We start from the raw sequence: 21,435 nt of genomic DNA on the forward strand, positions 1-21,435 counted from the left end.
AGTCTATAACTCTCAGAAAAATTCAGAAGTTGATAATCAGACGCTAGGGGCAAATTCTCCAAGTGAACTAGAAATAAATAGTCAGGCAAAAGTCAATAACTCCCAGAAAAATTCAGAAGTTGATAATTCTGAGAAAGAATCAGAAATAAATACTCAAGAAATTGACTCCCTGTTCCCAGTTAAGTGTTCCCTGTTCCCTCCTAATAGCAGTACAGAAAATTTCCCTACTGATTTAGCAAAAGTTTTTCCCAGAATTAAATTATTGATGTGTAGTAATTCTTTAGACCTAACAGGTGCCCCACTTCATCAATTAGAAATCGCCCTAAAGTTAGCAAAAGATGGAATTGTCGAACCAATAATATTTTCTGTAAATGATGGGGAGTTGAGAGAAATTTATCAACAACAAAATATTCAAGTCATTGTTAAAGATAATCCCCTAGAACATATTTATCAAAGAGATGCTTATGATGCAGCTTTAACTTCCTTTGCTCAAGAAATAAAATCTCTAAATATTGATGTGATGTATATCAATACTTTAGAAAACTTTTTTATGGTAGACGTCGCTCAAATGTTAAACATTCCCAGTGTTTGGAATGTGCATGAAAGTCAACCTTGGCAAACTTATTTTAATCGTTTCGGAACAGAGATAGCTGCCAGAGCATTAGAATGTTTCCGTTATCCTTATCGCATAATTTTTGTTTCTGATGCTACTCGAAATAAATATCTCCCTTTAAATAGTCATCACAATTTTACCGTCGTTCATAATGGATTAGATTTAGAACTATTAAAAAAAGCTAGTGCTAAATGGTCTAGACAAGAAGCAAGGTCAGCTTTAGGAGTAAAAAAAGATGAAATAGTCATTCTGTTATTAGGTACTGTCTGCGAAAGGAAAGGTCAACACGACTTAGTAAAAGCTCTATCATTTATGCCAGAAAAAGAAAGACAGAAAATCAAATGTTTTCTAGTAGGCGATCGCCCGAATCTTTACAGCTTAAAATTACACGAACTTGTAAAAAATTTGCCAGAAGAAGTTCAACAAAGAGTAGAAATAGTAGGAGAAACTCTAGAAACAGCACAATATTATCAAGCAGCAGATATATTTATTTGTACTTCCCGCATCGAGAGTTTCCCCAGAGTAATATTAGAAGCAATGGCTTATAATTTGCCCATAATTACTACTCCAGTTTTTGGCATAGTTGAACAAGTAAAACCAAATATTAACGGTTTATTCTATACTCCCGGAAACTCAGAAGAATTAGCAAATATTTTGACGTCTTTATTAATAGATGAAGAGTTACGTAAGAAATTTGCTACTAACGCTCAATATGTTCTGGAGTCATTAAATACTTTTGCAGAAATGACGGAAACTTATGGTCAAATATTCCAAGAAGCTTACTTTTGCAGAGAATTAAAGTTATAGAAAGGTTTCTTTATTGAGCTATCTATAATATAGCTCAATCTACTTTCTTCCTTCCTGAAGCTCTTATATCAAATCCGCTTGATTCGGTATAAAAAAATGTTTCATCTTCAGCTCCCTTATCTTTCGTCGATCTCCCCATCTCCCCACACTCTTTATCTAATTACACCAATGCTACCGGATTTGATATAAGCATTTAAACCGCATATTTGTTCTGCATTCAGTTAAGAGTAGAACCATAATTACTTCTGAATTATGACTTGCTAAAACGCATTTTAAATGTGTCTTATGCTTATGCAAAAAACTAAATTTAACCATATTTAGACATCTCCAACAATAAAAAATTAAATCAATTATGGCATATAAATTATCAATTATTTCCCCCTACTCCCTACTCCCTCTTTTCTGGAGATGTCTATTGTATTAGATCGATTTTGCTGATTAAATCTCAAACCATTAACAATAAAAGTTTTGGCCTTTTTGTGAGCCAAAAAAGTTCTGATTTTTCAGTTGCTCAAGCTAAAAAATTAGCATTTCAGACTAACTATGGCAGAATAATTAAGGGATAAAATATCCCACTATCTCTTCTATAATTCCTATCTCTCCTAATTACTCCCTACTACACTAAAAATACTTTTTCAGCAAATATTATATAGGTAAACCACTACGCCAACGTCTTAACATAATAGGTAAACGAGTTATAAAAATGTTCAGTAGCAAGAACATACTACTAAAGCTCTGAGCATTTTTAAACAAATAAATAAAAGCTGATGGACTAAGCCATAATTTCTTATACTTTAACAAGTGCCTAGCTAGCTCTATATCGCTCAGAGAAAGCTTTAATTGAGTTGGTAACTCTAGATTGGAGGGTAAACTGTTCGGACAGAAATTTACATCGTATCTAGCATTAACCCATGCTTGCTCTTTTCCCTTATAAGTTTCAGATTCAGGATGACCAAAACCACTGTTGTATGTGAAGGAAGTAGTAGGAATAATATGTACTTTCTGGTGATATAAAGCAGCAATTGTTAAGGTAATAACCCAATCTGTTTTTTTATTTTTTTCTAGCCAAAATTGATTGATCATTGTCATCTTAGTCTGGCAAGTAGCTGGGATTTTATAAAAGCTACTGAAAGGATTATATTGGCCTGATTGATTAACTAAATCGATTTCTTTCCATTGGTCAGCCCAAATAGCAAACCCCCAAGAAAAAACACGGTTAGATGTTATAAAATCTGTATCTATATGCGGATCAAATTCCTGTGGTATGATCGCATAGGAACTAATTGAACATACCTGTTTAGCTTCACGATAAACTTCCAAAAGTCGGCACATACGATCATAAAAATATGGATTAGTCATAGTATCATCCTCTATATATACAAGAGAATCATAAGAGGATAAAACTTCTGTGAAAGCCCGAATTACATTTTGGTCACATCCTAAATTATTTGTTCTAGGGACTATATCGACAGGGATTAATGTTGAAAAATCTTTTAGCAAAGAAATGCATTTTTCTATCAAAAGTTGATCTTTTACATTCCTTGGGCCATCCACAAAAGCAATCATCTTTGATGGTAATAGAGATTGTTGACTAATTCCTTCTAGAACATCTTTAAGTAAATCAGGACGAGTAAAAGCTGTCAGAACAAGAGGGGGTAATTCTTCTGGCAATAAAACATCATCAAGAGAAGTAGGCAACTTTACATCACTATTCATCTTTGGCTAAAACTCCTTCATCTTAAAAATTAAATATCTAAGCTGATTCAATCTTAAATTATATATTAACAGAAGTACGATAAAATTAAACAAAAGTTATGATTTACTTTCTTGAGATATGTAAGAGTAACAGTATAAAACATCAAAATTATCAAAGAAGATTTAGCTTTTTTTTGAAAAACAAATTCTCTAAAAATAGTTAATAATCTAGAAGGTCAAACCAGTGATTTTTATTAACCTTAAATTAAGACCAAAACTCATAATCATAATATCTCGATCTATAGACTTATGTATTTTTCTTCTTCCTTATTCCTTATTCTCCTTATTCATAAAAAATGTTTAATCTAGATTTTCCCAAAGGTACAGAAATAGATTACTTAACCAAATTTTCTGGTTGGTATATTCCTAAAAATAACCGCAATGTCAAATTAAATTTACATCTAAATTCTCAACCTTATACTTCCCTTTTACATGGTGGATATAGACCAGATGTAGCTGCTGCTTTCCCAGAAAAACAATATGCCAGTCAAAGTGGTTTTTGGGGTGAAATTTTACTGCCAGAGAATATTGAACCAGAGACAGACGTAAAAATAGAAATATTTATTGATAAGGAGGAAAAAACACTATTATTTCAAAATCAATTCAAAGTTATTGGTCAACCCCTTAAGCTTCCCACAAGGCAGAAAAATTTTAACCTAGAAAAAATATTGATTTGCCCAGAATGTAGTCAAAAAGCTAGACCATGTAATGCAGAAAATTGTCCTGTATGGATTAGGGGAAATACTCCTCATATTTCACAACTAGGAGATTTGCCATTTATTAGACTTACAGAAACAGAAACTACTCATCCATATTCAGAAGGAATTTTAAAAGTATTAAATAAAATTGGCGAAAATGGAATAGTTTTAGATTTTGGCGCAGGTAATACTCAAAAAGAATATCTCAAACCAAATATTTGTTATTTAGATGTGCAGCAATATCAATATACAGATATAGTTTGTTCAACATTAAAATTACCATTTGTTGATAATTGCTTTGATGGGATAATTAGTCATGCTGTTTTTGAACATTTACCAAATCCATTTATCACCGCCAAAGAACTTTATCGCATTTTAAAACCAGGTGGTTTAATCTTTATCGATACTGCCTTTTTACAACCACTTCATGCTGACCCTAGTCATTATTTTAATATGACAATTCATGGTTTACGGGAAATTTTATCAGACTTTGAAGAAATCAACAGTGGTATTTTTCCTCATCATTATCCATCTTATAGTATGATGATGTTGATTCAAACTATCTGGCCTTATCTTCAACAAAAAGAATGGCAAAAACGTTTAGAAGATTGGCACGCTTTTTTAGTACAAGAGGGTGATAATTTAGATATAGAATTAGGAGAAAAAGCTAGAGAGATTTTAGCAGCAGGAGTATTTTTTGAAGGAAAGAAAACTACTTCAACAATTAATAATTAATAATTAATAATTAATAATTACCTCTACTTGAAAACGGATAGGATTGACTAATCATGAAAAATTTTTTCTTCTCAAGGGGAGATTGGATATGGCGTTTCAGTGCGTGACATGAAAAGCGCAGTTCCTCTTTATACATGAGCTAAAGTCGCCAAAAAGCTGGCACTTTTTTCGACCTAAACAGGCTAAAGTATTTACATATAAAAGCTTTGAAAGTTAATCAGCAAGCCCTAAGTAAACTTATGTACTTTTATTTATACTTTTAATTAGGGTTTGCGTATGGAAAGTATGAGTGCTAAGAGTAGGAGTTAGGAGTTAGGATAAATGGGGAATTTAGAGGAGGTAGAAGTAAGCATTGTCTCCCAATTTTTCTGCCTTTGAGTTTGCCCAAAATCCGCTCCTTTTTGAGCCTGAAGAGTTGAAAACCTCACACTTTTTTGGTATCGAAAAAGGCTCAATTATTTACCTTTCAACGTTTTGAGAATTAATTAGCAAGCCCTAATTATTTCTCGGTCTCTCAATACTGCCATAGAATTTGATCTTGTCACAACTTAATAGTTGATAACTGACGGTTAAATACTTACAATTAATAACTGGAGTTTAGACTAAATTTTGGGGTATTCAGATAATCTGCTCAGAGGCAATGAAGGCTTGGAACTCAGAACCCTTGGACAATATAAGGGGTGCAAATGTTTTCGATGCTCTTGATTATTTTTCTTTTTTAACGAGTTTGGGTGAGACCGAGATTATTCAAACTATTCAAAAAGTCTTGCCACAGGAAAATTACCCTATAGCATAGGCTGTGGATAATTGACTTAAAAGTCGTTGCAATACTGATTCAGAAATAGTTTCAGTCTAGTTGGCCTATGTCACTATTCTCCCTTGAGAAGTTTCCAGCCACCTTTAATAGTCTAAACTGCAGTAATAAATATAGCAATCCTAAATAGGTTGTGACAAATCAAAAAGTAGATAAAAAAAACTGAAACTCCCGCCAGTCAAGTGTTCCCTAAAAGTGGTAATGTTTTCATACACAAATAAAATAGGATTGCTATAGATAAAATTATGTCAGAAAAAAGTTTAGATAATCAAAGTCAAGCACAAAAATATTGGGAAGGCAATCCCAAAGCAGCTTTAGTAAGTAGCAATAGATGGATATCTAATTTAATTATTGAAAAAGCTATTAACAAAAGAATATCTGGTGGTAAAACAGAAAAATATTGGCTTGCTTGGTTGATAGAAGACTTTTTTGCTGGCAGAAAATTTGATAGTTTATTGTCTATAGGTTGTGGGGTTGGTAATCACGAAATACTAATCGCTAAGTTAGGTTTAGCTAAAAATATTGATGCTTTTGATTTTTCTGAATCAGTTTTAGAAATTGCTAGAAGAGATGCTGAAAATGCTGGAGTTAAAATTAATTTCTATAAAGATGATTTTAATACTTTTACTATTAAACAAAATAAAAAATATGACTTGATAATGTGTCTTGGTTCTTTACATCATGTGAAAGAATTGGAACACTGTTTATCCACTATAAGAAATCATCTAAAACCTCAAGGATATGTAATATTAAATGAGTATGTTGGTGATTGCTACAATATTTATGAAAATCCTCAATTAGATTTAATTAATCGTATATATAATTGCTTTGATGATAGTCTTAAGTCTGTCCAAATTTCAGAATACAAAAGCCCAACTATTGAAGATGTATTTGCAGTAGACCCGTCAGAAGCAGTACGTTCAAAACTTATATTATCCTTCATCAAATATTATTTTCATGTAGAAGTTTTAAACGAATACGGGGGAGGATTAATTCACGAATTATACCAACTATTAGATAGTAATCAATTTTCTCCAGGAGACCCTAAAGGAGACACAATAATTAGACTATTGTTGGAAATTGAAGAAATTCTCATGGAAATTCCAGGAGGATTAAAAAGTGATTTCTGTGTATCTATCCTCCGACATAAAAATTTTGCACCCCTGCCTGAAAAACCTAACTTTTTAATAATTGGAGCGCAAAAATCAGGAGTAAATTATTTACATAAATATATTTTTCAGCATCCTCAAGTAGCAGAGCCTAAAAAACCATCATTACACTTTTTTGACTTGAATTTTCATCAAGGAGTAAACTGGTATAAAGCTCAATTTCAAAATATAAAAAATAGTAATTTAATTACAGGAGAATCTAGTCCTTACTATTTATTTCATCCTCTTGTTCCTGAAAGAGTTTACAATTTATATCCTCATATCAAGTTAATTGTTATACTTAGAAATCCCATAGATAGAGCAATCCAACACTATCAACATGAAATTAAATTAGAGCATGAGTCTCTGAGTTTTTCAGAAGCGATCGCTCAAGAATATCATCGTCTAGAAGGTGAAGTAGATAAAATTATAGAGACAGAAACATATTGTAGTTTTAACCATCAACATTTTACTTATGTATCTCGTGGTAGATACATTGAGCAACTTGAAAATTGGATGAAATTCTTCCCCAGAGAACAATTTTTAATTCTGGAAACTGAAGAATTATTAGAGTATCCTCAAGCAACTATGAACAAAGTCTTTGATTTTCTCAATTTGCCACCAAAATCTATAGATTATTTTCTTGAGCTTGAGGAGGAAAAAACAATTGATATTGACTCAGAAACATATCAGAATTTAATTGAATACTTTCAACCATATAACCAAAAATTAAATGAATATATTGGCATTAACTTTAACAAAAAAAATTACAACCCTATTAACAGAAAAATCAACAGCAACAAACCCCATTTTTTAATAATTGGAGCGCAGAAATGTGGTACTAATTCCTTATATAACTATTTAATTCAACATCCTTTAGTTGCTCCATCCTTACAACATGAAATTCATTACTTTGACTTGAATTTTGATAAAGATTTAAAATGGTATCAATCGCAATTTCCCGAATTAGAATCAGGAATGATTACTGGAGAATCAAGTCCTTACTATTTATTTCATCCTTTAGTAGCTCAAAGAGTTTTTGAGAAATATCCTCAGATGAAACTAATTGTTCTTTTGAGAAACCCAGTAGAAAGAGCTATTTCTCATTATTACCATGAAGTAAGATTAGGATATGAATCTTTAAGTTTAAAAGAAGCGATCGCTACCGAACAAACTCGTTTACAAGGAGAAGTTGATAAAATCATTCAAACAGGAACATATTATAGTTTTAACCATCAACATTATACATATAAAGCAAGGGGAATATATATTCAGCAACTCCAAAATTGGATGAGCATTTTTCCCAAAGAACAATTTCTCATCCTAAAAAGTGAAGACTTATTTAGTCGTCCTCAAGAAACTATGAACAAAGTATTTCAATTTTTAGAATTACCTGCACATTCCTCAGAAAAATATCTTCAATATAATTCTGGTAATTACTCAAAACCCAGTGAAGAAATATATCAGGAATTAGTAGAATATTTTCAACCATACAATCAAAAATTAGCTGAAGATATGGGAATTAATTTAGACTAAATTTAAGCAGATAATTAAACTAAAAAAATGTAATTAGGAAACAAAGGAATATTCCGGATTTTCGTCTCTTAATGACTAAAAATTATAGTATCAGGACTTACGCAGTACCCTTATACCTTACGGGGGCGAATAGCCATTCGCCCCTACAAGTCTTGTATGATTGAGTATTTTGCCTAAGCTATGAGTATTTTAAGTTTGAAAGTGGAAATAATCGGTTTCCCTAGAGATTAATTCGAGTTTACTTTTCTGAAGTTCTCTTAAGAGAAGCTGTACCTAATAAACCTACTACTAAACCTAAGAGTGAAGATGGTTCGGGTACAGGTTCAGGTTCTGTTATCAGCTCTGCGTTACCACTGATTGAATCAACTCGGAATCCAGAGATGACCCCAAAGTCACGTGCTATAAAGTCTAGGGTATTTAAGCCGGAAACAAATCCTTCATTAATGCTGAAAGAATCTAGATTCCCAAAGCCAGAACTCGTCTGTCCAGTCGATATTCCGTTAATTAGGATATCTAACCCTTGATTGTCCACAGCCCATTCACCTGAAATTGAGGCAGTGTTAGGATCGAATCCAGTAAGGTCGAAAGTAGTCCTAAAAGTACGAGTAACACCCGTAGGTTGACCAGTTGCCGTTTCCCAAATCCAGCGAGAATTTGAGTTGTTAGGAAACCAAACCGAAGGAATATTAGCCTGATTCACAACGATACCAGAACTTGTCGTTTCTAAAATATTGTAGTTAGGATCGGCAATACCATCTCCAAGAAGCACACCAAAATCATCAACTCCAGTAGGAAATAGGTCAGGAATAGAAACATTCTGAGCATTAGACGGAATAGCAAACAAAGCAATTCCTGCGCTTAGTCCGGTTACAGATAAATAATTAACTAATCTCATGTTTTTTATTTTTTTTCAAAGATATTGAAAGGAACATTATTTTATTACTAGCAGACAATCAAGTATTCCGGAATTTTCCCCAAGAGCAATACCAAAAATATTTTCATCTTCTGAAGCTTCTATATATACTTGTTCTTGCCAGATTGAATCTTTCCATCTATCTCTCCTCAGTAGAGAACCACCAACATTTTCATTCTCTGAAGCTCCTGAAAAAAAATCGGCGCGTCAAAAGATTTTCAGTTGCAACCTCGCAAAAATTCTGATATAATAGAAATTAGTGTGCTCTACTCGCCTATATACATGATTTTTTATTCAACTAAATTTAATTACTAACAGACAATCAAGTATTCCGGAATTTTCCCCAGGAGCAATACCAAAAATATTTTCATCTTGTGAAACTTCTATATATACTTGTTCTTGCCAGATTGAATCTTTCCATCTATCTCTCCTCAGTAGAGAACCACCAACATTTTCATTTTCATTCTTTGAAGCTCCTGAAAAAATCGGCGCGTCAAAAGATTTTCAGTTGCAACCTCGCAAAAATTCTGATATCATAGAAGTTAATGATAGTTATTCGCCTATATACATGACTTTTTATTCAACTAAAAAGTTTATTTTATTTTTTATGCTTCCTATTCCATCAAACCTAGAACTTTGTAATTACCTCAAACCTGAGAATTTGTATATAGCAATCCGCACTTATGTTGTAATATTTTATCCTAGAGTTTTGGATACCAAAACGAGCGAATGGAATTTGGAGACCAAACCCCTACAGTTTTTGCCACAAATCATTTCTTATGGCTAGATTAATAAAATGACAAAATACAGACATATAACATGACTATTGATTACGAAAAAGCATGGGAAGACTATGCAAAAAAATGGCAAGAATATTACCCAGAATTAACCCATTTAGGTGATGAATGGATAGGTAAAGCAGCCGGAGCAGCAAACTCATTAATAGAGTATGAAAAATTAATAGAAGACAAATTTATTGCACCTTATGTGAAACCAAAAGATACAGTATTAGAAATAGGAATTGGTGGGGGAAGAACCGCAGCATTGTTACTCAAATATTGCCAAAAATTAATATGTGCTGACATTTCCAATTCCATGTTAAATGCCACTAAAAATAGACTAGGTGAAGATAAAATAGAATATGTAAAACTTGACGGAATAACATTAAATCAAATTGAATCACAAATAGCAGATATTTGCTTTTGCTACGACACAATGGTGCATTTAGAACCCAGAGATATTTTTAACTACCTAACTCAAATACCTGCTAAATTAAAAGGGCAAAAACTTTGCATCTTTCACCACACAAATACTCTCAGCGATCTAGGTTGGCAAAGATTTCTCAAAGATTGGGATAAAAATCTTATGGGTAAACGAAATGGCACCGCCCACTCAGTAATGACAGATGCAATAATGGAAAAATTTCTCTCCCATCTTAACTACCAAATTATTCATAAAGATACTAACTCAGTTCCTAGAGATTGTATCTGGATTTGTCAAGCACCTGACAATAATTAATCATTAACAATTAATAATTAATAATTAATAATTAAGGGAATAGCAAAAAATAAATTATCCAATTTTTGAACTAAATCTGGAAAGTTTCGCTGCCTCTATTCCCTACTCCCTCAATTCAGGGTCATTGTATCAGGACTTACACATAAACACTATATACAGTGTTCAAAAATTATAACGTTATAGATATGTAGTGTTTAGAACTCAAAAATGCGTAAATCCTGTATATATTTTTTTATTTGGAAGTCCCTAACTAATTTAGTATTAAACCACAATCACCAATCACTAAACTTATGAAAGCCTTATTTCTGCACCCGAATTTTCCTGCCCAATATCGTCATATTATTACCGCTTTAGGAGCTAACCCAGAAAATAAAGTCGTCTTCGGTACAAAAAACGAACGGCCAGAATGGAAAATACCAGGAGTTTATAAAGCACTATTCAACCCCAGTCGCGAACCCCGCCCAGAAACCCACCATTATGTTCGTCCCCTAGAAAGTGCAGTAATTTATGGACAAGCCGTATTTAGAATGGCAGAACAACTCAAAGCTCAGGGATTTGTGCCAGACGTAATTTGCGGTCACTCTGGGTGGGGACCAACCCTATTTGTCAAAGAAGCATTTCCGGGAACTCCCCTCCTATGCTACTTTGAGTGGTTCTATCATTCTCAGGGTTCCGATGCAGATTTTGACCCAGCAGAACCTTTGACAGTAGATGATATGGCCAGAATTAGGATAAAAAATGCCCCCATATTAATAGACTTGTATTCTTGTGATTGGGGATTATCTCCCACATATTGGCAACGTTCTCAATTTCCCCCAGAACTTCAAACCAAACTATCCGTACTCCACGATGGAGTAGATACCGAATATTTCAAACCAGATCCCGGCGCCAAACTGGTACTGCCCAATCTAGACTTATCTGGAGTAGATGAACTCGTGACCTATGTAGCAAGAGGAATGGAACCCTACCGCGGTTTTCCAGAATTCATCGAAGCGATCGCCTATATCCAAGAAAGAAGGCCAAACTGTCATGTAGTAGTAGTCGGTTCCGAAAGAGTTTGCTATGGTAAATCTTTGCCCAATGGTAAAACCTATAAACAAGAGATGCTAGAAAAAATCCCTTTGGACTTATCACGAGTTCATTTTGTTGGCTCATTGCCCTATGGACTATATTTGAAAGTCATTCAAGCATCGGATGTTCACATTTACTTAACCAGACCTTTTGTACTCTCATGGTCAATGATTGAATCCCTATCTACTGGGTGTTTAATTGTAGGTTCAGACACAGCACCAGTTAGGGAAGTTATTCAAGATGGGGAAAATGGCCTATTAGTAGACTTCTTCTCTCCCAAGCAAATAGCTGACCGTGTTGATGAAGTTTTAGATCACCCAACTCGCATGGCAGAAATAAGGAAAAAAGCACGCCAAACTGTATTAGAACGTTATGCTTTACCAGATTTATTAGGAAAACATTTAGAACTAATTAATCAAGTTGCCAATCGTACCCTAACACCAACTATAGGTACAGAAACAAAACCATCTCTAACCTTATCCAAATTCTAGCTATCTTCAAAATTGACCTATCTGGGAACCTAAAATTAATTAATCCCGTCCTCGGATAATGTTCAGAATATAATCAATCATTAAAAAATATGCTGCCTGAGAATAAAGGCTTTGTTGTGCTTCAAAGTCAATAATGCTAAACTCACAGGCAAATCATAATTAGGCCCATTTTGGGGTAATAATTTTTGTAGTTAAAAGGCTAGACTTATTCTAGATAAACAGGTTAAACTACAGCCGAATATAAAATTAGTTGTGTTCTGAGTAGTATAACCAAATAGAACAATTGACCATAAATTTATAGATGTAGAGGAGTGAAACGGTATGGTAACACTAACTGAGGGAGATGATATCTTCAATCAGGACGATGCAGGAAATCAGAAACCTGATACGATTAATGCTCTTGGCGGAGATGACCTAATATTGACTTCTACTCTAGGAGGTAGTCTAGTTCGAGGTGGAGACGGAAACGATAATTTAGTATCTAGGGGTCCATCTGGTCTTAATAATTCTGGTCAAGCTGACACTCTTGAAGGTGGACCAGGGAACGATTCCCTGGAATTCCAAGCTGCAGCAGGTTTTGGATTTGGAGATGCAGACAATGATACTTTAGTAGCTATTTCCCGAACAAGCCTTTATGGAGGTGATGGGGATGACTTTATGCGAGGTTTGATTGGAGATAACTGGTTCTCTGCCAATCGAGGTAATGATATCCTACTTGCAGGTGCAAGAGACAGTATCTATGGTGGTAGGGGATCTGACACTATCAGTGTATTTACTCCGGAAGTATTAGATGTACTAGACTTTGATGCCTTACCAACATTTACAGGTGATACAGGTCAAGACGAAAACTTTATATCTGCAAACCGAGACGCAGATTTAGTTGTTGGTTTTGGCGATCGCGATACTATCTATGGTGGTAGAGAAGCTGATACATTATATTCTTTAGGCAGCGAAGTCCGTGTAAGCGGAGATCGAGCTGATGACATAATCATTAACTTGAATCAGGAAACGACAGGTACTCCTGTTGATTCTGAGGCTATGGTTTTAGTTCCAATAGAAAGGTCTACTCTACTAGGTGGTGAAGGTAATGATTTGATTCAAGGTGCGGTAGGGTCATTCGGTGATGGTAGAAATTCTTTAGATGGTGGAGCTGGCAACGATACTCTTCATGGTCAAGCTGCCAGGGATACCTTGAGTGGTGGTGAAGGTGATGACTTCATTGTTACAGAGTTGCTGGAAGAAAATGAGGGTAAATTTAACCCTAATGGTGTAGCAGTTGAGACTGCAGGTTTTTCTGGTCAAAACAGACTAGATGGAGGAGAAGGTAACGATACTATACGATCGGGCTTTATCACAGATACCATGATTGGTGGTGTGGGTAATGATAGCCTGGGTGGTATTTTTAATCGCGTCGATGGTGGTACTGGCAACGACACTATTGATGCTACAGGCATCAGTACCGATGCTTCTGGTGGTGCTGCTATTGAAGTTACTCTGATTGGTGGTGAAGGTAATGACAGACTTTTGGGTAGTTCAAACCCAGGTGTATCGAACTTCTTCGATGGTGGTACAGGGAATGACTTTATCCAGTTTGGTGGAACTAGCGATCAGTTAATAGGTAACACACAAGGTAATGATACTATACTTGCAGCTCAGGGTGGAGGTACAGCAACATTCCTCATAGAAGACACTCAAGGTAGTAACACCTTAAGTGGTGGTGATGGAGGTGACACCTTAGTTACTGGAGCTGGTAATGACTCCATTGTTGGTGGTACTACAGAAGAAACAGCAAACGATAGTATTGTTGCTGGTGCAGGGGATGACATTATATTTGGCCGTGGTGGCACTGATACAATTCTCGGTGGTGGTGGTGACGACTATATCGCAGCAGGTCTTAATGGTACAGGCGACTCATTAATTGGTGGTGAAGGAGACGATAGTTTTGCTTATTTTGCAGTTGAGGGAGATGTCACTGAAAATAGTGTTATCGTAGATTTCGATCCTGCTGACGACCGAATACTACTTCTGGATGATGGATTTAATTTAGCTAATTCAAGCGAAGGCTCAGTTATAGCCACTGCTGATTTTGTTCTTGTTGACGCAGGCGATAACTATGAAAATAGCTTTGCTCGAGGTACAACTCCTGTAATTATCTACGAACGTAACCCAGTAGCCGATCCTAGTGCTGAAGTACCCGACGGAGAAAGCCCAACTCTAGTTGGTTCTGGTTTATTAAAGTACGATCCTAGTGGTAGTGGTAGTCCTAGTGACGATCCTAACGATTTAAGTGATGTTATTACTATTGCTCGCCTCAACGGTACTCCAAATCTACTTCAAAGCGATATTTTAATCTTCTAATCATCTAATCATCTATAATATTAGAAAAAAATATGAGGTTGTGATTTATTTTTAATCACTCCTCTTTTTTTGTCTTAATTAGGCTTTACTGAATAATACCAAGCGTGAAAAAAGAATGTTACGAATAATAAGTGTGATTAAAAGATTTTACAGCCCACATTCCGCACTTCAAAATGTAGTAAAAAATAGCATAAAGGAGCGATATAGCTAAGTAGGTAGACAAAATTATTTGTATATTTGCCGTGTATTTACTAATTGGCTATATTCCCTCTAGCTCTTACCTATTGACTCTTGCCTACCACCGCCAAAATATTAAATTAATTCTGTCCAGGTACTTATCGTACTTGCTCCGCCAACGGGATTAATTAAATTTAAAAAAGAAAAATTGGTGTGGCTAGAACATTCAAAAGAAAAAGCAGCTTGGATTAGGCATGAGAAAAATGCTCCAACTCAAGATGTGACAAATAGGTTTGAGTTGGATTCCAACTCCATTAAATTAAAAGCCTTTGGGAATTGAAAAAGAACTAGTGAGAGAACCATTGTTTTCCCTAAATAAGGATATAGTAACCCTGAAAAGATTGGGGAAAAAACTTTAATAAATGTAATCATTCATTGGTTAAATTAGATGTCTGTTTAATTGCCTGAATAACGAAGACTTGAACGGATTGAAAACATTGAAATATCCATCGTAGAGTCGGTCTATCTGTAAAGCGACCTAACTGGTTTTTAACTCCAGTTTTCATCCTTTTTAAAGTTTGGCGAAGTTCTCGTTGTCCCAAGGTATAAACTAATAAACAGAAACCCATAATTAATCCCAAAGCTTCAATACGTTTTGGAGATTTAAGAAAGACGCTATCAGTTAAAAACATCGGATATTTAAGGAAACTAAAACCTCTTAATTCCATCATAAATTGTTTTAAATCTGGCCGATGTTCATTAATTGATAATTACCTCTGGTTAAAACCGAGAGGATTGAATATAAGGAATATTTTCTTTTTTTTACCCTTAAAAGGGGAAGCTTTAAACCTGAATTATTTAATTAATAATTATTAATTATTCGGTAAGAGTGAATACCCGTAAGTAATTTTTATTGTTTGATGTTCTCCTGAATTATCATATTCTCCATGAAGGTGAAATGAGCTTGAGTCTAGGTGAACTGCTTCGACATTTATTGATATTTTTTGATAATTTCTAGTATGGTGAAAACAAATCTTTGATTTAAGCCAATTTCATACATTTTATCTAACACTCTTCCGAGTCTGTCATCGTTCAAATACTCTGGTTTTACTTCTTTGCCTAATAAATGTTCTACTGCCTTTCCTTCAAAGAAATCCTGGAAGATATACAGGGGTGATTATACTAATCCCATACCATTTAAAATCATGGCTTTTACTACTTTGCTTGCCCTTACTTTCTCTGTCTTTTTTTCTTTTATTAATTCATTAATTTGATCAACTATTCCTATTTCATCAATTATTCCCGCCACTAGCCCCAAGTGGTATAAGTTTTTAATTTCTACTGACATTTTTCTTTTTTTTATTTCTGCAAACTTTCCGAGTAAATTTTACATAACAACTCTCTTGATTTCTTCTTGAAAGAACTTAGGATTTTTACTAATAATTAGGTAATTATTAATTATTAGTTGTTTCGGCTGTCGCCGATCTGTTTTTATTTTTCTTTCTTGACTTTATTTTTAGCTTCAGTCTGAGTTTTTTCCTTACCCTGAACTTGTTTTTCCCATAGTGGTATTTGATTACCAATTAAACTCAAAAACGTAGTACCAAAATGCTGAATTTCCAAGAAACTAGCATCAGCAGGAGCAGGTTTATAAATTCTAAAAGTCTGCATAACTCCCAGAGTCGCAGCACTTTCTAGAGGACCAATAAAACTTGTATCTCTATCTAAAAAATAAGGTTTACTAGCCCATTCTGCCATTTGTTCAGCATTCAAAAAATAACAACCAGAATGGGGATTAAGAGTTCTATGAAAAGTAATAACTTTCTCCATAATTTTCCCCTTTAGCTGAGATTGCTCTCGGATATTTTGAAATTTAGCTGTTATTTCTGGTTTTAAATTTCCATCTATATAAGCTTTTGGTACAGTTCCCAAAGGTGAAAGTTCATAACGATTAGGTTGAAGTAAATTACCATTTCCTGTATGGTGATTAAACCATTTTAATTTCACAAAGAACCAAGGGTCCTGTAGAACTAAATCATCTTCTAAATAACAATAATAATCATACTTTCCCAGACATGATTTGAGTACCGCTTGACATTCAAATCCTAATAACATAGGTTCCACATTAGTGTTGTGGTGCATCAGAAAATCTGACGACAAAGGAATTTGAGATAATAGGTGAAAACCTTTGGTTGTACAAACAATAATATCAAGATCGTGACCGTTACCTTGATTGGCAGGAATAGCTTCATGTCTACCAATATCAATCATATACTGAGATTTATCATATAGGGTGCGTAATGCAGTTAAACAGGTGGTTAAAGCTATACGTCGTGTTTGTGGGTCTTTGCGTAAGGAACCATGTTGTCCGCTACCTTCAGGGTTAAAGAAATGAGCAATTGTAAATAATATTCGCATTGTTAATTGTTATCAAATAAATCGGTAAATAGGGAAGAGGAAACAAGGAAATTTACTAACTTTATTCTATCAGTATGATGGTTTTATGTAAAATTGAACCAGGAGTCAGAAGTCAGAATTAATTAGTGGTGGATCTGGATATCTAGACTAGTTTTCCTTCTGCATTCTCCACGAATACCAATTCTCAAAATTGCGAAAAAGTATTGCTATACTTGGAACTTGGAAAAAAATAATGTTCATTTATCACATAAGTTGCCAAATATCGAGTATTCACTCCAACAAATAATATTTATAAATATCAAATCAATGTATAGCAAAATTTATGGTAATTAGTGTCATTCAATAGCGTTCGGGAATAAGAATTTTATTACTTACATAATTTAGAAAGATTCTGGTTTAATCTATTTAAGCTTTGCTTTTTAACTTCTGTATTTTATTTCATCCTCAATCTTATATTTAGGATTGAAAGAGAGATTAAACCAATTTATACTTTTGCACATAAACCAGCTATATCTACCAGTTATACATAATTCAATTTTGAATTCTGTTCGTTGCCAAACTTACGTCTCTTCTACCTCAATTCTTTCTTGATCATGCTTCAATTTTTTCATGATTTTATTCTAAAATACCAGGCACGATCAATGTTTACTACAAATAGGAAATCTTGATTATAACTTCTTCTTGATTCTCTAAAATTATTGATATAATTGAGCAATAAAATCTATAACTTTGTATGTTTTTTTCTTCTCTATTCCTTATTCCTTACCGAAAAATTAAGATTTTAAGCCTCTCATTTCAGTGATAAAAAAATTTCCTGTTAACCAATCTTTCTATTACAGAAGAGGTAATTATTAATTATTAATTGTTAATTGTTTTCTGTTTGTCATGCGTAGCATTCATGTCGCGCACCAAAAAGGCTGTCGCCGACATGAAAGTTATTAATTATTGAACTATACCATTTGTAACATTCTTTTTTCATGCTTGATATAAGTTGGCAATTTAATACGGAAATATACTAATTTTTCCTGAAAATTACCCGATTTTTTCATCATCAATCAAAAAGTTCTGGAACACGATTTTTTAACTCTTTATTTAAACATGGTAATTCATCTCGCATTTGTAGATACCAATCTCGACGCTGACGATAATATTGACAAAATAAACGATTATTTTTTACCCAAAAATAAGCATTAATTACTATTTTTTGCCGTAGATCTCGATCGATTATAAGTTGTCTAAATTTTCTGGCAAAATCTGACAGAGAATAATAAATTAAACCTGTTTCACCATCAACAATTGAATTTTGGTAAACTGTTGGACTGGCAAGCACAGCAACTCCATAACCTGCACATTCCACAAACTTTAAGTCAGATTTCATTTGATTAGTTTGATTTTCATTTAGAGGTAATAAACCAATATCACAACTACGAAGAATCTCCAGATACTTATCATAAGCACAAAATGGATAAAATTCTTTATTGGTTGTATTTAAACTTTCAAAAAATAACTTATCATGGATTACCTTTACCCTAATTTTATCTTGATAATCTGACAAAATTTGATTGATTATTGGCATAATTTCTTTCCAGTTTGCTTCCCTATTGACAGCTCCGAAAAATATGCTAGGATAATTATTATGGGAGAAGGTGTGCTCAGATAGGGTTGGTATTTTGGCTAATTGATTCTGAAAAACTACAACGTTAGAGTTATATTGGCGTAAAAATTTAGCTAGAGACTCAGTAGAAGTTTGAACACAGTGACAGCCACGATAACTAAGATAATTATTTTCAGCATATTCAGGACGACGTAACGGATGATCGTCAATTTCAGCTACTATCAGATAATTCTTTTTCAGCAAAGACTTAATTTTATAGAAGTCAGAAGGATAATTTAAAATTGTACGTTGCCAAATAAAAACCTTTTCCTCTTCAGACAACCCCACATTCAAATCAGCAGTTTTAACAGTAGAAATAGTTCTGACTCCAGGAATAGTCGCACTAAACCGATCAGGTTCCCAAACTCTGAGAGTACCACAAACTTTTGGATCCATAATTATTGTTTGAATTAACAACCTCCGGGGAAAGATAGTAGAGTTGGTAGCTCGTACAATAAAATATTCAGCAGCCGTCTGAGTAGCAAACTTTTTTCCGTCTAAACCCAAAGCATCAACCAGAGGTTGAGTAAATTGGAGAAACTTTTCAAACTCCTCTCCCTTTTCTCCACGAGTTTGTACTTCATATATTTGTAAATCTGCTGTAGCAAAACATGATTTGAGACCTTCCAAACTAAACCAATGTCGAATTACTTCCGAAATTTCCCAGTTACCTTTCAGCAAATTAATAATTCTGCGCCAATACTGTACATTTGCTATTATTGCCAAAACTTGAGCATCATTTTTTAACCAACTTTGACAGTATTTCAAAATTTCAGTTGGGTTAGCGATCGCCATTAAATTTAAACCATAAATCAGACAGTCTACTGTTTTTGGAGAGATATTTAAAGCAGAAATATTTTCTAGGATATTTCCCACTAAAATTCTATCTACTTGTGCAGCAGCATTTTTAGCCAACTCTGGATTAGATTCAATACCAATATAATGACAATGAGGATTAATTTGTTTATATTGAGAAGCGATTGTACCATTACCACAACCTAACTCTAAAATAACTTTAGCATCAGCGGGAATAAAATTGAGTAATTCTTGGTGAATAGAAGTTTCGGAAAAATAAAATTTAGCTGGAGTCATGAGGTCTGATTGAAAGTTTTCCTGATGGTGAAATAAATTTATCATCCATTATCGATTCTACTTATAATACAAAATCTTGATGAAGCTGCATATAAATAAAGCTCTAAAAATATTGCTCTACTACCCAGAAAAATATGAGTGGAACTCAAAAATTTTCAGGTCTACCAGAAAAAATCAAGAACTTAGTCAGATTTACCCGACACATCTATATATATAGAATCAATTTTCCCGATAATTTCTCACCATCAAAAATTCAGTTACTCAGAAATAACTTTCTGCCAAAGCACTCACCACATCTATATATTTAACCACCAACTCTCATCAGGGAAAAAATTAGTAAACTTGCCGAAGCAACCCATCCATAATCAACAACTCAAAGTTAGAGAAACTTCCATACAACTAAACTTTTACCCAGAAAAATATGAGTGGAACTCAAAAATTTTCAGGTCTACTAGAGAAAATCAAGAACTTAGTCAGATTTACCCGACACATCTATATATATATCAATTTTCCCGAAAATTTATCACCATCAAAAATTCAGTTACTCAGAAATAACTTTCTGCCAAAGCACTCACCAAATACAAAATAGACTACTTCCAATGTCACAACTGCAACTTTATCCAAATAGAATATGCCTACTGGTTAACCGAAGCTTATACCCAAGCGATCGCCTCTAGTGATGAAGGCTTAATCTTCAGAAACTTGATGTTATCTCAAATTACAAAAAATATTATTGATAAACTCTTTAACCCAGAGGGAAAATTCCTAGACTTCGGCAGGGGATATGATTTATTTACTAGATTTATGCGCGACATCCAATACAAATTTTATTGGCAACACAAATAATGTAAAAATCTCTTTGCCAAACACTTAAAAGCTACACCAAACCAGAAATATGAATTAGTTACTGCCTTTGAAGTCCTAGAACATTTAGTTAATCCTATTGCGGAAATCAAAGAAATACTAAACTACTCCTCAAATATCCTCTTCAGCACAGAAATATTACCACAAAAAAATCAGAAACCAAACCAGGGGTGGTACTACGCTTTAAATGAAGGTCAACATATATCTATATATACAGTCGAATCTCTCCAAATAATCGCCCAAAAATTTAATCTGAATCTGTACACTAATTACTCATCACTCCATCTATTAACAGAGAAAAAAATCTCTCCTGTATTTTGTGAAGCAGTATTGAAAAGAGAAAAGAATTGGGAAGAAGCAAATTCCATACCAAGTCAAAAATCTAGCCAAAAATTAGAACAGCTGTGAGACACACCTCCATTTTTACAGCCGCAAAAAAGAAACTCTATACCAAGTCAAAAATCTACTCAAAAATTAGAACAGCTGTGAGACACACCTCCATTTTTAGAGAAGGAACAAAGAGAAAAGAATTGGCAAGAAGCAAATTTCATACCAATGCAAAAATCTACTCAAAAATTTGAACAACTGCCAGACAAAACTCCATTTTTAGAGAAGGAACAAAGAAACTCTATACCAAGTCAAAAATCTAGCCAAAAATTAGAACAGCTGTGAGACACACCTCCATTTTTAGAGAAGGAACAAAGAGAAAAGAATTGGCAAGAAGCAAATTTCATACCAATGCAAAAATCTACTCAAAAATTTGAACAACTGCC

At 33.9% G+C, this 21,435-nt stretch carries 12 protein-coding genes and 3 pseudogenes; 9 read left to right on the forward strand and 6 right to left on the reverse strand.

Translation table 11 applies throughout. The features are described from left to right. Nucleotides 1-1,420, forward strand: a 1,420-nt coding sequence (locus tag F6K22_RS06105; protein WP_293094626.1) for a glycosyltransferase family 4 protein, incomplete at its 5' end; no start/stop codon positions are given. Nucleotides 1,421-1,851: 431 nt separating this feature from the next. Then, nucleotides 1,852-1,986, forward strand: a complete 135-nt coding sequence (locus F6K22_RS06110) for a hypothetical protein (RefSeq protein ID WP_293094628.1) — start codon at nucleotides 1,852-1,854, stop codon at nucleotides 1,984-1,986. A gap of 79 nt (nucleotides 1,987-2,065) precedes the next feature. Here F6K22_RS06110 and F6K22_RS06115 read toward each other — a convergent pair whose 3' ends face one another. Next, nucleotides 2,066-3,136 (reverse strand): glycosyltransferase family protein, encoded by a 1,071-nt coding sequence (locus F6K22_RS06115; protein ID WP_293094630.1) that lies wholly within the window; start codon nucleotides 3,134-3,136, stop codon nucleotides 2,066-2,068. A gap of 335 nt (nucleotides 3,137-3,471) precedes the next feature. Here F6K22_RS06115 and F6K22_RS06120 point away from each other — a divergent pair, with 335 nt between their 5' ends. Both F6K22_RS06120 and F6K22_RS06125 read left to right on the forward strand, forming a co-directional pair. Continuing rightward, complete coding sequence (locus tag F6K22_RS06120; RefSeq protein ID WP_293094632.1) at nucleotides 3,472-4,608, forward strand: methyltransferase domain-containing protein; 1,137 nt, start codon at nucleotides 3,472-3,474, stop codon at nucleotides 4,606-4,608. A 1,059-nt stretch (nucleotides 4,609-5,667) separates the two neighbouring features. Continuing rightward, nucleotides 5,668-8,106, forward strand: a complete 2,439-nt coding sequence (locus F6K22_RS06125; RefSeq protein ID WP_293094634.1) for a sulfotransferase domain-containing protein — start codon at nucleotides 5,668-5,670, stop codon at nucleotides 8,104-8,106. Between the two features lie 238 nt (nucleotides 8,107-8,344). Here F6K22_RS06125 and F6K22_RS06130 read toward each other — a convergent pair whose 3' ends face one another. Beyond that, complete coding sequence (locus tag F6K22_RS06130) at nucleotides 8,345-9,001, reverse strand: PEP-CTERM sorting domain-containing protein (protein WP_293094637.1); 657 nt, start codon at nucleotides 8,999-9,001, stop codon at nucleotides 8,345-8,347. 837 nt (nucleotides 9,002-9,838) lie between these two features. Here F6K22_RS06130 and F6K22_RS06135 point away from each other — a divergent pair. The 3 genes from F6K22_RS06135 to F6K22_RS06145 all read left to right on the forward strand — a co-directional run bounded on the left by F6K22_RS06135 (nucleotide 9,839) and on the right by F6K22_RS06145 (nucleotide 14,457). Then, entirely contained in the window at nucleotides 9,839-10,537 is a 699-nt protein-coding gene (locus F6K22_RS06135; protein WP_293094639.1) for a class I SAM-dependent methyltransferase, read from the forward strand. A 290-nt stretch (nucleotides 10,538-10,827) separates the two neighbouring features. Beyond that, nucleotides 10,828-12,099: a glycosyltransferase family 4 protein gene (locus tag F6K22_RS06140; protein WP_293094641.1), complete on the forward strand. Its 1,272-nt coding sequence runs from the start codon at nucleotides 10,828-10,830 to the stop codon at nucleotides 12,097-12,099. A 321-nt stretch (nucleotides 12,100-12,420) separates the two neighbouring features. After that, nucleotides 12,421-14,457 carry a calcium-binding protein gene (locus tag F6K22_RS06145; RefSeq protein WP_293094644.1) on the forward strand — a complete coding sequence of 679 codons (2,037 nt, stop codon included), beginning with the start codon at nucleotides 12,421-12,423 and terminating at the stop codon, nucleotides 14,455-14,457. A 605-nt stretch (nucleotides 14,458-15,062) separates the two neighbouring features. On the opposite strand, the pseudogene F6K22_RS06150 reads toward F6K22_RS06145, so the two are convergent. The 4 genes and pseudogenes from F6K22_RS06150 to F6K22_RS06165 form a co-directional block, all read right to left on the reverse strand. Then, a pseudogene (locus F6K22_RS06150) lies at nucleotides 15,063-15,353 on the reverse strand (IS1634 family transposase); the annotation flags it as partial. Between the two features lie 272 nt (nucleotides 15,354-15,625). Beyond that, nucleotides 15,626-15,982: pseudogene (locus F6K22_RS06155) on the reverse strand (DUF4277 domain-containing protein). A 143-nt stretch (nucleotides 15,983-16,125) separates the two neighbouring features. After that, nucleotides 16,126-17,052, reverse strand: coding sequence for a calcium-binding protein (locus F6K22_RS06160; RefSeq protein ID WP_293094646.1), 927 nt, complete (start codon nucleotides 17,050-17,052; stop codon nucleotides 16,126-16,128). Nucleotides 17,053-18,103: 1,051 nt separating this feature from the next. Then, on the reverse strand, nucleotides 18,104-19,843 hold the full coding sequence (locus F6K22_RS06165; RefSeq protein WP_293094648.1) for a methyltransferase domain-containing protein: 1,740 nt from the start codon (nucleotides 19,841-19,843) through the stop codon (nucleotides 18,104-18,106). Nucleotides 19,844-20,140: 297 nt separating this feature from the next. Between F6K22_RS06165 and F6K22_RS06170 the strand changes: the two genes are divergently transcribed. Further along, a complete protein-coding gene (locus F6K22_RS06170; RefSeq protein ID WP_293094651.1) occupies nucleotides 20,141-20,353 on the forward strand; it encodes a hypothetical protein in 213 nt (70 codons plus the stop codon). 327 nt (nucleotides 20,354-20,680) lie between these two features. Then, a pseudogene (locus F6K22_RS06175) lies at nucleotides 20,681-21,070 on the forward strand (class I SAM-dependent methyltransferase); the annotation flags it as partial. Between the last annotated feature and the right edge of the window lie 365 nt (nucleotides 21,071-21,435).

The organism is Okeania sp. SIO2F4 (assembly GCF_010672385.1).
GTDB lineage: Bacteria > Cyanobacteriota > Cyanobacteriia > Cyanobacteriales > Microcoleaceae > Trichodesmium.